The sequence below is a fragment of the Bacillus sp. FSL K6-2865 genome (assembly GCF_040311405.1).
In the GTDB taxonomy this organism is placed as follows: domain Bacteria; phylum Bacillota; class Bacilli; order Bacillales; family Bacillaceae; genus Bacillus; species Bacillus velezensis.
In genome coordinates, this window is record NZ_CP152036.1 from 2065880 (window position 1) to 2082099 (window position 16220).

Genomic DNA, 16220 nt, shown 5'->3' on the forward strand with positions numbered 1-16220 from the left:
TATCCCTCCAGTAAGTTTTAGCCGGCTGACCGCTGTCCCCGTAAAAACATCATGCCGGGGACAGCCAATACCGGCCGTTTTTAGAAATTCAATTCGATTTCGCTTGCAAAGTGTTCACTTTTGTTTACTTTCTCACTTAATTGAATTTCTTTTAAAGGAATCGATGGGTCTTTTATGATCGCCGACAGAATCATGGCGTAATCCTTGCTCAGCGTAGCGATGGTTTTCTGTTTAAACAGCTTCATGCAGTACTCAAAGCTTCCTTGAATCTCGTGCGGATTCATCACAAAGGTCAGCTGCAAATCAAATTTGGCCGCCGTATTTGTTTGTTCATATGGTCTGACCGCGAGAGAGTCCAATTCGATATCCGTTTGTTCCGTATTTTGCAGAACAAACATCGTATCAAATAACGGATTACGGCTTAAGTCCCGTTTCACTCCCAATTTCTCAACTAATTCTTCAAAAGGATATTCTTGATTTTCATAAGCTTTCAGCATCGTTTCTTTTGTTTCCGTTACATAGTCCATAAAGGTCTTTTCTCCAGCCGGTGCCGTACGGATGGCCAGCGTATTCACAAACATCCCGATAATATGCTGTAAATCTTCATGCATTCTTCCCGCAATAGGCGTACCGACGACGATATCTTCCTGACCGCTGTATTTGGCCAGCAGTATGTTATAGGCTGACAGCAAGATCATGTAAGCGGTCGATCCGGTCAATTCTTCCATCTGTTTTATACCCTGGACCACGGTCTCATCGAGAGCGAAATTGTATCGCTTTCCTTCAAAGCTTCGAATTCGCGGTCTGGCAAAATCTTTCGGCAGCTCAAATGGCGGGAGTTCCTCATGAAATACGTTCAGCCAATAGTTCTCCTGCCTCTTGATGCGTTCCCTCTGCTCCGCCTGCTGCTGCCATACAGTGTAATCTTTGTATTGAATCCGGAGCGGGGTTAATTCTTTGCCGTCATACAATTGAATCAGTTCTTCAACAAAAATATTCATAGAAGCGCCGTCTGAAACGATATGATGCATGTCAAACATGAAAACATGTCTGTCCTGTTCTAATTCGATGAGTCCGGCCCGAAGCAATGGAGCCTGACTGAGATCGAAAGGCCGCACGAAATTGCGGAACAGCTCCTCGACCTCTTCATCAGCTGCTTTGTACCTTTCTATAGAGAAATCCGCCTGCGGCTTGATCACCTGCACCAGCTCTCCGCGGACCATTTCAAATCCGGTTTGTAGCGATTCATGGCGCTGGATCAGACTTTGGAATGCAGATTGTAAACGATTCATGTCGATCCTGCCTTCCAATGTCAAAATCCCCGGCATGTTGTAACTTAGTTCTCCGCCTTCAATTTGTGTAGACAGGTAAACCATCTTTTGTACAGAAGATACAGGATAAACATCTTTGGCTTCTGCAACAGGGATTTCATCCGGTCCGCTGGTTTCCGCGCCTGCAATGACCCTCGCCATTTCTTCAATCGTCGGGTATTGAAACACTTCTCTCAATGAAATGCTTTTGCCGAATTGCTTATGGATCCTGGTAACGAGCGTCATCCCCCGTAACGAATGCCCGCCTAGATCGAAAAAGTTATCTTTTACGCCGACTTGTTCTACCTTCAGTACTTCTTTCCAGATGTGAACCAGCTGCTCTTCCGGTCTTGTCCTTGGAGCAACATAGTCAATCCCGGTCTGCAAGCCTGCTTCAGGCAGCGGTAACGCGCTGCGATTCACTTTTCCATTGGAGGTTAACGGCATTTGCTCCAGTTGCATCAAGTATGAAGGAACCATGTAGCCTGGTATTTGATCGGAGAGTTTTTCTTTAAGCTGATTGGTCGGCAGTGACTTCTCCCCTGTAAAATAGGCATACAAATCGCTTTGCCCCTCTGCACTTTCTCTGGCCAGGATCACCGCTTCTTGTACATGCTCGATGTTGAGAAGAGCGGCTTCCACCTCGCCAAGTTCGATCCGGTAACCGCGAATTTTGACCTGGTGATCCTTTCTTCCGGCATATTCAATGTTTCCATCCGGCAGGTAACGGGCAAGGTCGCCTGTTTTATACATCCGCTCTCCGATTACAAACGGATCGGCCACAAACTTTTCGCCCGTTAATTCAGGCAAGTTCAGATACCCCCGTCCTACTCCGTCTCCGGCGATGCACAGCTCACCTTTTACACCTATAGGCAGCATCCGATCATGGGAATCAACAATATACACACGGTTGTTGCCCAGCGGTTTGCCGATCGGCACGTAACCGCCGTCGTCAGCGGATGCCAATGTCTCCGGTACGATGTGAAAGACCGATGCATCCACGCAGGTTTCCGTCGGACCGTATACATTGGTTATGAGCGGCATTGATGACCCGTTCGAAGCAAACAATTCAAGCAATTGCGCCACCGTCGCCTGCGGGAGCGCCTCTCCTCCAATAAGCATGTGCCGGATCGTTACCCCATGAAGGCTGTCTGCAGCGATAAGCAATTGCAAATGTGACGGTGTTCCGTCTGTTACGTCAATGCGGTGGGTGCGATAATAGTTTGACAAGGCATAACCGTCTGATACTGATGCTTTAGGGACGATATACAGTGCATGTCCCCCTAACAGTGCCGCGAAAATTTGCTTGACCGATGCGTCGAAATAGTACGGTGCCAACAGAGACACACGCAATCCCGAATCATAAGCATCGTACACTTGTCCGCGGAGCCCCTCCATCAAATGAAGGACCTGGCGATGCTCGATCAGCGTGCCTTTTGGCTTGCCGGTTGTGCCTGATGTGTAAATCACATACGCCAAGTGATCCGGTCCGGCTGCCGTCACCAGATTCGAGCCATCCCCGCTGTTCATTCGTTCGTCATTCAGCAGTAAAATCTCTCCGGCAAAGGATACACGATCTTGTAAATGGGGCTGTGCCAGCAGAACCTTTGCTCCTGAATCCTCCAGAATATAGCGGAGGCGTTCCTGCGGGCTGTCCGGATCCATCGGCACATACGCGCCCCCGGCTTTCAGGATCGCCATAATCCCCACGATCATTTCCAGAGAACGTTCTGCCAGAATACCCACAGGCTGGTCAGGCTGCACGCCTTCGCTTCTTAAAATCCGCGCCAGGCGGTTGGCCCGCTCATTCAGCTCACGGTATGTGAATCGGCTTTTCTCGTAAACTGCGGCCGTATGTTCCGGCGTGCGCTCCGCCTGCTCCTCGAACAATTGGTGAATTGTTTTGTCCCTTGGGCAGTCTATCGCCGGTTGACCCCATCTCTCCACAATCTGCTCTTTCTCCTTCGCGGTGATCATCTCCAGGGATGAAAGCGGCGCCTGCGGATCATTCGCAATCGCCTCGATCAATTGGATAAAGTGCTTTGCCATGCGTTCCGCAGTTTCCTGCTTGTACAGCGCTGCCGCGTAACTGATCATACCTGTAATTCCGTCTTCATTTTCTGCCGCTTGGAACGTCAGGTCGAACTTCGCCATCGCATGGTTGTCCGGATAAGGGGTAAAACGCACATCATCGAGGGTCAATTCTCCCTGTTCTGTGTTTTGCCATATGAACATCGTGTCAAACAGCGGATGGCGGCTGAAATCCCGGGACACATTTAGCTTGTCCACCAGTTCGTCGAATGGATACTCCTGGTTTTCGTACGCTTTTAATGTATGCTCTTTGACTTCCTGCACGTACTCCCGGAATGTTTTTTCCCCGACCGGATTCGTTCGTATCGCCAGCGTGCCCACGAACATGCCGATTAAGCTTTCCAAATCCGAATGGGTTCTTCCGGCAATCGGGCTGCCTACTACGATGTCTTCTTGCCCGCTGTATTTGGCAAGCATGGTCGTATAAGCAGCCAGCAGCACCATGTACAGCGTGCTTTCGCTCTTCACCGCCAAGCCTTTCAGCTGTTCCGTCAACTCCGGCCCGATGACAAACTCGATTTGTCCTCCTTCAAAGCTCCGCGCAGCCGGTCTTCCGTAGTCGGTTGGCATATCCAGCACCGGAACCTCTCCGCTGAACACATCCAGCCAGTACGCTTCCTGTTTCTTCATCCGTTCGCTTTGCATATCCGACAGCTGCCACGCCGCATAATCTTTATACTGAACCCGCAATGGCGGCAATTCTTTTCCTTCATATAATGAAACGAACTCTTCAATCAAATTCTTGATAGATACGCCGTCTGAAATGATATGATGCATGTCAAACAGCAGCAAATGGCGGTCTTTTGCAAGCTCGATCAGTCCTACCCGCAGCAGCGGTGCTTTCTCCAAGTCAAATGCCCGCACAAACCCATGAACGAGGGCTTCCGCCTGTTCTTCTTTCGCCTGAGTGAATTCCACTGCAAATGGGACGTCGTCATAGATCCGCTGCACCGGTTCTCCGTCTATCAGTTCAAAGCCGGTACGCAGCGTTTCATGGCGCTGAATCAGCTTGCGGATCGCCTTCTCGACAAGTTCCCGATCCAGAGCTCCATCGACTCTCATGACACTCGGCATGTTGTAGCTCAGCTCACCGCCTTTCAGCTGATTCAAAATGTACAGCCGTTTCTGCGCCGAGGAGACGGCATAGTATCCTTTTGCTTCAACGGTCGGGATAGATGTATATGCTGTGTGTTTCATACCGGTAATCGTTTCTGCCATTTCTTCAATTGTTGGCGATCGGAACACTTCCCGCAGCGGCAGGCTGACCCCCATCTCTTTGTGCAGCTTCGCCGTCAGCGTCGTTGCCCGCAGCGAGTGACCGCCGATGTCGAAGAAATTGTCTTTCACGCCGATATGCGGAAGTCCAAGCACCTCTTGCCAGATATGCGCCAGCTGCGCTTCCGCCGCTGTACGGGGAGCAACGTATTCGATCCCTGTTTGCACGCCTCCTTCTGGTGCTGGCAATGCTTTGCGGTCGATTTTTCCGTTTGCCGTTAACGGCAAACGCTCCAGTTGGATAAAGTACGACGGGATCATATACCCCGGCAGTTCCTGCGACAGCGCTATTCGCAGCTCGCTCACCATCAGCTCGGTGTTCGCTGAAAAGTATGCGCATAGCTGCTTTTCTCCGTCTCCGTCTTCAAGAGCGGTGACTACTGCTTCCTGTACCGACTCTATCTTTAAGAGCTGAGCTTCCACCTCGCCGAGTTCGATCCTGTATCCTCGAATTTTCACTTGATGATCGATCCGGCCCAAATATTCGATGTTACCGTCCGGCAGCCATCTCGCCAGATCGCCCGTCCGGTACATCCGTTTGCCGGGTTCGAACGGATGATCCACGAACTTCTCCGCAGTCAGCTCCGGACGGTTCAGGTACCCCCTCGCCAGTCCGTCGCCTGCGATACAAAGCTCTCCCGGTACTCCGACTGGCTGTAGACGCATTGATCCCGGTGCCATCATATACAGCTGTATATTCGAGATCGGCTTGCCGATCGGTACCGATGCATACGCTTGGTTCGCTTCGCAGTTGAAGTACGACACATCGACCGTTGCTTCCGTCGGGCCGTACAGGTTGATCAGTTGGGCGCCGTTCACAGGCGTAATAAGGCGATGAAATCTTGCCGTATGTGCCGGCATTAATGCCTCGCCGCTTGCAAACACTTGCCGCAACGTACGCAGCTTGCTTGTCTGTCCGCTCGCCGTCTGTGTTTCCGCAAACTTCAGGAAGGCGTGCAGCATCGCCGGGACGAAATGCATTGTCGTGATACTTTGCTCTTCTATTGTGTTCCAAATCACTTCAGGGTCTTTCTCTCCGCCGAGCGGAAGCAGGCACACCTTCGCACCGGTCAAAGCCCACCAGAACAGCTCCCATACCGAGACGTCGAAGGTGATCGCTGTCTTTTGTAAAATCGTATCGCCGCTGCCGATCGGATAAGCCTTTTGCATCCACATCAACCGGTTTATAACCGGACGATGTTCAACCATAACCCCCTTGGGCTTGCCGGTCGATCCGGACGTGTAGATTACATATGCCCTATCGCCCGCACCAGACAGCGGCTCCAAGTTAGAAACGTCATCATCGTAAACGGAAGTATCATCGAGATCGATGACCGTTCCTGCAAAAGCAACCCGTTCTTTCACGTGACGCTGTGACAGCAGCAGGGGCGCCCCTGAATCTTCAAGGATGTAGCGGATGCGTTCCTCCGGGTAATCCGGGTCGATTGGCACATAAGCGCCTCCCGCTTTCAGGATTGCATAAATCCCGACCATCATTTCTAGAGAACGCTCAGCCATGATCGCAACAAGCTGGTCGGCCTGCAGGCCTTCAGCTCGTAAAGTGCGTGCTAGTTGATTGGCCCGTTCATTTAACTCAAGGTATGTCATACGCTGCTCCTCGAATATAACCGCCTCATGGTCCGGCGTCCGGAGTGCTTGTTCCTCGAACAGCTGATGAATCGTTTGTTCACGTGGGTAATGCATTTCGTTAGACTGAAAACGGCTGTGCAGCTGTTCTTTTTCTTGCTGCGTCAGAATTTCCATTTCTTCTATTTTGACAGACGGCAGCTGCAGTACTTGCTGCATAAGCTGTTCAAAATGTCCGCGAATCCGCTCTGCCTCTGATTGTTCATATTCATTTCGGTTAAAACTAAAATGAACGGTGAGTTGTTCGCCAGGGATGACAACTACATTAAAATCGTAATGGGTGTGTTCTTCTATATGGAAATTCACGATATTTAAATCCGCAGCATCATGGCCCTCTTCAACTTGCTGCCCTATCGGATAATTTTCAAAGATCATGATATGATCAATTAAGTTTTGCTTTTGTTCCGTTTGGGCCTGAATTTCGTATAAAGGATAGGTATCGTACGATTGGGAAGCCAGCGCGTTTTGTTGAACCATTTGCATCGTATCAGCAAAAGTGCTGTCCTCATCGCAGCGGATGCGAACCGGAATCGTATTGATGAACAGACCGATCATCTGTTCCACATCAGGAATTTCCGCCGGCCTTCCCGACACGACACTGCCGAAGACAACGTCTGCGGACCCGCTGTATTTCTGTAATAAAATTCCCCATAACGTTTGGATCAACGTATTTAACGTAACCTGATGCTGATTTGCGATCTGCTGTAATTGTTTTGTCTGTTCGTGATCAAATCGGCAGATCACATTGGCATAAGCGTATTCTTTTTGTTCATGCTGCGCTATTTTATGAAGAAGCGTGGTTTCACCTTTATATCCTTCAAGATACCCGCTCCAGTACCGCTTTGCCGCTCCCTGATCTTGGCGGTCAAGCCACTCGATATAGTCGCTGTAAGGAGCTGCCGATGGCGGTTCTGGTTCCCTGCCTTCCTGTAAGGCGCTATAATGATCAAACACTTCCTTCGTGATAAGAGACAGGCACCAGCCATCCATCACAATATGATGGAAGCTCCAAATCAAATGATATTTGCGGTCTTCCATACGGAAAATCGCTATGCGCATCAGCGGATCCCGAGCTAAGTCAAATCCTTTTGCCTTGTCTTCTCTTTGATAGGCTGCGATTGCATCCTCTCTCAGGTGCTCCTCTATATCACGCAAATCTGCAAAATGAATTTGCGGTGTTTGCGTTTTATAGACAATTTGTAAAGGAGTATCGTTCCAGCCGCTGTAAAAACGGGTTCTGAGCACGGCGTATGTTTCAAATAATCGTTCAAGGCTTGCTTTAAACCAATCAATCTTTAACTCTCCCTGCAAATCGAACGATGCTTGTTCAAAATAAGAACTTGAGGCCTCGTCCAGCAGGCTGTGAAAGAGCATTCCTTTCTGCATCGGAGTGAGCGGATACACGTTTTCAACCTCACCTGCATGCGGTAGTTGAATGAGGAGCTGATCCAATTCGTCAATGGACATGCCCTTTAACAAAATATCGCTTGGCGTCAGTTCCGATTGTTCTTTATGAACGCAATGCGTAATGATTGTCCGCAGGCGGCTTTGAATCGTTTCTGATAACCGCATGATCGTTTCTTTTGCGTACTGTTTGCTGCTGTAGCTGATCGTAAGCTTCAGCCGGCCCTCGGTGATCATTCCGTTTATATTCAACACATACGGTCTTTCTTGATGTCCGCTTGAGTCTGAACCGCAAGAATAAGAAGATAACTGAACCCCATGCTGCTGTAAATCTTGGTCAAACTGTCCAAGGTAGTTAAAGCTGATCTCGGGATTGAGTTTCGATGGCATTCCGCCGCTTAAGTACCTTGCTATTCCATATCCGATCCCTTTATACGGAATTTGGCGCAATCCTTCTTTGGTCGTCTTGATATAATCAGAGATTTCTTTGCCCGGCTGCGCGTGCAGCACAACCGGATACAGACTTGTAAACCACCCGACCGTGCGGGAGATATCTATATTTTGTATAATCTGTTCTCGGCCGTGTCCCTCTAAATGAATCGGAATTTGTTCCAGTCCTGACCAATGCGATATGGAAAGACCCAGAGAAGTTAAAAGCAAATCGTTTATTTCCGTGTGATAAGCGCGATTCGCTTGTTTTAATAAGAGCTCCGTTTCCTCTTTCGTCCATTCCACAGTTGCTGTTTCACTGTCTTTTGCAGTTGTATGGGTCTCATGAAAATCTTTAGGCAGCGGTTTGACTTCGGTTTGTTCGATTTTTGTCCAATATTCCTGTTCTTGTTTTATGGTTTCACTTTGCGCATATTCTGAGAGTCTCTTAGCCCATAATTGGAAAGAGTCTGTTTTTTGCGGCAGTTGAATCACTCGCCCGTTCTCGGCTTGCTTGTAGCCGCTAACGATATCTTCCAGTAAAATGCGCCATGAAATCCCGTCTATAATCAAATGATGGATGGCAATGAGCAAATGATCTCCATCTGCGCATTGAAACAACCCGGCTTTCATTAACGGCCCATCACTTAAATGCATACTGCTTTGTATCTCATCAGCTTTGGCTTCAATTGTCCGTCCCGGATCGGGATCTTCTTTCAGATTCAGGACTTCTAAGCGGTACAGTCCGCTTTGGGCGATTTCTTCATTCTGTGCCTCACAGCCATTTTCCGTAGTCCGGAATGTCATGCGGAGCGCATCGTGATGTTCAGCAAGCTTTTGCAGGGTTTGATGAAGCTGCGTTTCCTGAAAACCTTCCGGCGCATGCAGCATGACGGCTTGATTGTAATAATGCTGATCTGTTGTTATTTGTTCAAAAAACCAATGCTGAATAGGAGTCAGGCTGACTTTTCCTTTGACCTCACCTTGATCGGCTATACGCAGATTCTGCTTGATATGCGGACTCAATTCAGCAATTGTTGCATATTGAAACAAGTCTTTGATTTCCATTTTGTATCCTTGCTGATTTAATCTGGAGGAAACTTGAATGGATTTAATGGAATCTCCGCCAAGGTCAAAGAAATTATCAAGAATACTGACGTTTTCAGCGCCTAATACCGATTCCCAGGCAGAAACTAATATTTCTTCAGCTTTTGTTCGGGGAGCTTTATACTCTGCTCTGTCCTGCAGCTCGAAATCCGGAGCCGGCAGCCCTTTTCTGTTTATTTTTCCGTTAGAAGTTAAAGGCATTTCATCAAGCTCGATAAAATAAGCCGGAACCATATAACCCGCCAGGCTGTGTGACAATTGTTTCCGGAGCCGGGCTGCCGTTATTTGTCCGCCGCTCACGTAATATGCACACAATTGTTTAAACCCGTGGACATCCTCTCTGGCTGTGACGACAGCTTTCTTGATCGCTTCTTCTTGAAGCAGTGCCGCCTCGATCTCGCCTAATTCGATACGATAGCCTCTGATTTTCACTTGTTCATCTATTCTGCCCGCATATTCAATGTTTCCGTCCGCCAGCCACTTCGCCAAATCCCCGGTCTTATACATCTTCGCTCCGGGTTCAAACGGGTCATCGACAAATTTCTCTGCCGTTAATTCGGGCCGGTTCAAATATCCTCTTGCCACACCGGCGCCGCTGATATAGATCTCTCCCGGCACTCCGATCGGCGCGGGTTTCATATTCTCATCAAGAACGTAAATGCTCGTGTTTGCCGCAGCGGTTCCGATCGGTACCGAATCCCGTCTGTCCTTTGCGGGATCATAACGGTAAATCATGCAGCCGACAACGGTTTCCGTCGGACCGTACTCATTGCATATTTCAATCCGGCCTTCGAACTGTTCATGAATGCTGCGGGCTAACCGGGTGCTTAAGTTTTCCCCGCCCACAATCATTCTTCGGACAGCCGTTTGATCGGCAATGTTCATTTCTTTCAAGACCTGCAAATGGGCCGGGGTCAATTTAATGATATCCACCCTCGGGTCCCGCACAATTGATTCAAGCAGAGCTGTTTTATCCTCTCCGTCATAGACGATGATTGCATTGCCTGTGACAAGCGGCGTGAAAATAGAAGTCACCGTCAGATCAAAAGAAATTGACGAATACAATGGGAAGTTGGCTTTCTCGCCTTTTACATAAACTTCTTTCGCCCACCAAATATAATTGGTCAAGCCTCCGTGCTCGATTAGTACGCCTTTTGGCCGGCCTGTGGAACCTGACGTATAAATGACATATGCCAAATGGCTCACATCATTTATCGGAGCAAGGTCAGAGCCATCTTGGTGATAAGAACTTTCATCATCAAGTAAAACCGTGGCGCCTTCATAGGCAAGCTGTTTCCTGACGTCCCGCTGCATTAAAACGATTCCGGCTTGGGAGTCATCCAGCATATACCGGATGCGGTCTTGCGGATATTCCGGATCTATCGGGACATAGGCTCCGCCTGATTTTAAAACGGCAAGGATTCCGACCACCGATTCGATGCTGTTTCTTGTGATGATGGCTACAGGCTGATCTGCCTGCACTCCTTTCGCTCTTAACGTTCGCGCCAGTCGGTTGGCCCGCTTATTGAGCTCTCCGTACGTGAGCTGCATGTCCTTATCAATGACGGCTGCTTGATCGGGCGTACGCTGCGATTGCTCTTCAAATAATTGATGAACCGGCGTCTGCGGAAACGGCGCGGCCGTGTCGTTAAGCGTCTGCAGAAGGGTTCTTCTTTCGCCTTCCGTTAACAATTCAACTTGATCCACCCGAATATCCGCATCTGTCACGACTTGATGCAGGATTTGCATGAAATGTTCCCGAACCCGCTCTATGCTTGCCCGCTCATACACATTTGCATTGTATTCAAAAGAGATGTTCATCTCGTCGCCCGGAATAACAGTCAAATTAAAATCGTAGTTGGTCTGTTCTTCCATTTGTACGTTGGAAATCGTGATGGATGTTCCGTTTTGGCGGCCTATACTTTCCATATACTGATCAACCGGATAATTTTCGAATATCATTAAATGTGTAATTAAATCTTGCTTTTGCGTTGTACGCGCTTGAATATCGTACAGCGGGTGCGTCTCAAATTGTTGAGACGCTACAGCCCTTTCCTGCGCCTCTTTCATAAGCTCAGCAAACGTTGTCCCGGCTTCACATCGGAATCGGACGGGAATGGTGTTAATGAATAAGCCGATCATGGTTTCCACGTTTGGAATTCCAGCAGGTCTTCCGGATACAACACTTCCAAACACAACGTCCCGGCTGCGGTTATATTTCTGCAGCAAAACCGCCCATGCCGTCTGCAGCAGCGTGTTCAGCGTGACATGATGCTTGCCTGCCGTCCGCTTCATTTTCGAAGTGAGATCGGAGCTTATGTCACACGTCACTTTTTCCGGAACGTATCGTCCGTCTTCCGCTGCATGGTGATCTTTAGGAAGGCCGGTTTGCTCCTCATATCCCTCCAAGTACTGATCCCAATAAGCCGCGGCCGCTTTCGCATCTTGCCGGCCGAGCCATTCAATATATTGACTGTACGGAGTTATTGACGATTGTTCAGGCTGCTTTTGCTGAAGCAAAGCAAAGTAATTCTCGAAAATTTCTTTTGTAATCAGCGGCAGGCACCAGCCGTCCATCAAAATATGGTGGAAGCTCCAGATAAAACGGTATGTCTTTTCATCCGTACGAAGGATAAATAACCGCATTAACGCGCCTTTTTCTAAGTCGAACCCCCGCATCTTATCTTCTCTGGCATACTGCTGAATCATCGCTTCTTTTTGTGATTCCTTCATCTCTCGTAAGTCATTGAATTGAAAACCGATTTTTTTCGTTTTGAATATGATTTGGAGCGGCTGATCCTTCCAGCCTCTGTAAAAATTCGTGCGGAAAATATCATATTTTTGCGATAAGCCGTCCAAGCTTTTTGAAAATGAATCAATTTCCAGATCTCCATGCAGATCAAACATCGTTTGCTGAAAATAAGCACCTGAATTCGGATCAAATAAGCTGTGAAACAGCATGCCCTTCTGCATCGGCGTTAATGGATAAATATTTTCCGCTTCGCCTAATTCACGCGTCTGCTCCAAAAGCTGTTCCAGTTCGTCGATTGAGATGTCTTTTAACAGGATGTCACTTGGTGTGAGAGAAGTCTGCTGCCGGCTTACGCAATGTGCAATGACTTCTTGCAGACTTTCTTTCAACCCCCGGGCAAATTGAGCCATAGTAGATCTTTCGTATTGTTTGCTGCTGTAGCTCAGTGTCAGTGATAATGTCCCTTCGGCAATCATGCCGTTCAAATCAAGCACGGCCGTTCTCTCTTGGTTTTCGTTCATTGATAACCCTGTGGAAAAAGGCGAGATGCGCAAAGCTTGATGCTTCAGGTCTTGGTCAAATTGTCCCAAATAGTTAAACGATATCTCCGGGTTCAGCTGCAGGCTGTCGGCTTCCGGATGCCCGGATATATATTTGATGATGCTGTAATTCATTCCTTTGTCAGGGATACGGCGCAGCCCTTCTTTTACGATCTTGATCCGCTGCGACAGGTTTTTTCCGGCTTCCATCCTCAGGACGACAGGGTACTGGCTTGTGAACCATCCTATCGTGCGGGAAATGTCAGCATCCGGAATAATCGGTTCTCTCCCGTGGCCTTCCAAATTCACGACAATGTCTTCCGTGCCTGTCCACTTGTGAACAGCCAGCCCTAACGAAGTCAGCAGCAGATCGTTGATATCCGTGTTGTAGGCGCGGTTCGCTTGTTTTAATAATTGCTCCGTTTCCTCTTTTGTCCATTGAATCGTCACTTCTTCGCTGTCTCTTAATAACGATCCTTCGCTGATAGTGTCCTTAGGCAATGGCTGAGGCTTTATACTTGAAAGCTCAGCCCAATACGCAATCTCCTCTTCCATATCGGTTTCCGCCGCATACTTGGACAATTGATCGGCCCAGAATGGAAACGAATCTGTTTTTTGCGGGAGCTGGATCGTTTGTCCGCGTTCTGCCTGCTCATAACCGCTTGCAAAATCTTCGAGCAAAATACGCCAGGATACTCCGTCAATCAGCAAATGATGAATTGCAATCAGCAAATGATCTCCGTCCGGACATTGGAACAAACCGAGCTTCATCAATGGGCCTTTGTCTAATACCATGCTGCTTTGAATCTCATTCGCTTTATCGGCAATCGCTTGAGCCGGATCGGTTTCCCCTTTATAATTCATCACTTCCAGATGGTATAGTCCACTTTCATCTGTTCCTGTAATTCGCGGAGCGTATCCATCCGGCGTTTTTTCAAAAATCATCCTCAAGGCATCGTGATGCGACGCGATCCGTTCCATCGTCCGACGAAGCGGGCCCTCTTTAAAGCCTTCCGCCGAATATAACATGACGGCCTGATTGTAATGGTGTGCATGCGGCATTTTTTGCTCAAAAAACCAATGCTGTATCGGGGTCAGCTTGGTTCCGCCATTCACTTCTCCTTGATCAGCCACCCTGCTGACCGGTGCTACAAACTGACTGAGTTCAGCAATCGAGGGGTGTTTAAACAAATGCTTCATATCAACCTTGTATCCGGCTTGATACAATCTGGATGACACCTGAATTGATTTAATCGAATCTCCGCCAAAATCAAAGAAATTATCCAAAATTCCTATACGTTCTGCCCCTAATACTTCTTGCCAGATAGACGCCAGCAGTTCTTCTATTGTGTTCCGCGGGGCTATGTATTCGTTTTCCGCCCGCGTATTTTCGTCAGCAGCAGGCAAAGCTTTCAGATCAATCTTCCCATTGGAAGTGAGCGGAATGCGTTCCAATGGGATAAAGCGGGAGGGAATCATATAATTCGGCAGTTCCCGGGATAATTCTTCTCTGAACTGCGCAGCGGTCAAAGAAGGCTCGCCGACATAATAGGCATACAATTGTTTGGCCCCGTCTGCGTCTTCCCGCGCGACGACTGCGGCTTCACGAACGTTTTCCAGATTGAACATGGCTGCCTCTACCTCGCCGATCTCAATCCGGTAGCCGCGAATTTTCACTTGATGATCAATCCGCCCTAAATATTCGATTCTTCCATCCGGCAGCCATCTGGCGAGATCCCCTGTCTTATACATCTTTTGACCAGGGACATGCAGATGCTCCACAAATTTTTCCTCCGTCAATTCAGGCCGATTGAGGTAGCCGCGGGCCACTCCTGCTCCTCCGACATACAGCTCTCCCGGTACGCCGATCGGCTGGATTTGATGGTGCGCTCCTAAAATATAAGCTTGATGGTTGGCCACCGGGCTGCCGATTGTGATCTGTTCATCAGCGGACTGAACAGGGTGAAATGTAGATACCACGCTGTTTTCTGTCGGTCCGTATTCATTATTGATCCGAATGCGAGGCTGCAGAGAATGCAGCTTCTCAACTGTATCTGTTTCCAGCTGCTCACCGCCTACAACAACATGCTGAACATGGATGAAATCCTCTCTCTTCATCTGTTCGATCATCGTTTTCAGAAGACGGGGAGAAGTTGAAAAATGGGTAATTCTTTCTTGTTTTATGGCATTTTGAATGGCAAAAGTTTCTTTATTCTCTTCATTAGGCAAAAGGTGCAAAGTTGCTCCTGAGATGAGCGGGCCGAAGAAATTTAAAATGAACGCATCAAAAACATACGGGTACAAGACAAGCACGCGATCCGCCGGAGAATGCTTGAAAAACGACTTCTTCCACTGAAGCGAGTTCACAATGCCGCCGTGTTCAACCATGACCCCTTTCGGCTTTCCTGTTGTACCCGACGTATAAATGACATAGGCTAAATGGCTGTGTTCCGCTACTGGTGATAACAATGAGCAATCGGCATGGTATGATGTTTCATCATTCAAATCAATCACCGGGCCGTCAAAGGCGAGACTGTTTTTTAAATGTTGCTGAACAAGGAGAACGTCTGCGTCCGCATCATGAAGCAAATATTGAAGCCGCTCTTTTGGATATTCAGGATCCAGGGGCACATAAGCGCCCCCTGCCTTCCAAACAGCTATAATGGATACGATCATCTCTAATGAACGATCAGCGAGAATGGCGACTAACGTATCGGGTTGAACCCCGCAATTACGCAATGTTCTTGCCAAACGGCTCGCCTTCTCATTCAGTTCCCTGTACGTCAAATGGTCGTTTTTAAACTTGACGGCCGCATGCTCAGGCGTTCTTTCTGCCTGCTCTTCAAATAATTGATAGACTGTTCTGCTCCCGGAGAAATCTCTGACGGTGTCGTTAAAATCAAACAATAGCTTCTGTTTTTCCGCTTCCGGTAAGATCTCTGCCGTATGGATCGCGGCTTGAGGCTGAAACAGGATCACAGACAGCAGCTGATCCAAATGGGATACAATTTGATTGATATAGCGCTCATCGTACAGATTGCCGTTATAAAAAAGCTTCAAATGAATCCCGTTGTTCTCCAAATCAAAGTGAAACAGCGTATCGGTTGCAGTATCTTCTTTACATTGCAAGGAATGAATTTCGTTGAGCGAAACGACGGTATGAATCAAAGGCATATGCTCGTCATTGTATTGCACGCTCAGATGCCGGGCCATTTTTCTAAACGGCAGGTTTTGATTTTTCAGAGAATCATTAACGGCTTCTTTCAGCTGCCCGAATACGGTTTTAAATGTGCTCTCGTTTGAAAGCGTATTTTTTAAGAGGACAATGTTGTTAACGGCTGACTGGCCGGCTTTTTGCTTCGATACCGTTGGAATGCCAAGAATCAGGCTCGTTCGATCCGTATATTTATATAACAAGCACTCAATACCCGCCAATAAAATCAGATAGGCCGCCATATCGGAATGATTCGCCATTGTCATGATTCTTTGAGATACTTCCGGAGATAAGGAACGGCAGATGCATTTTTCCTGGTAGCCGGTACGGGCCAACGACGCTTTATCCGCTGCTTTAAAGTAAGGGAATGCGCTTAGACCGTCTTCTTCATCAAACAGGTTTTCCCAGTACGTTTCTTGAGTTTTAAATACCGACATTGGAGCACCTCATTT

General features: G+C 48.1%; 1 protein-coding gene. It reads right to left on the reverse strand.

Annotated features, from left to right (window positions below; genetic code table 11):
- Nucleotides 1-80: 80 nt before the first annotated feature.
- Nucleotides 81-16205, reverse strand: coding sequence for a non-ribosomal peptide synthase/polyketide synthase (locus NYE42_RS10265; protein ID WP_352426998.1), 16125 nt, complete (start codon nt 16203-16205; stop codon nt 81-83).
- Nucleotides 16206-16220 lie beyond the last annotated feature (15 nt).

Excerpts from the sequence above, each read along its gene's own strand:
- NYE42_RS10265 (WP_352426998.1), bottom strand. The coding sequence starts at position 16,205 with ATGTCGGTATTTAAAACTCAAGAAACGTACTGGGAAAACCTGTTTGAT.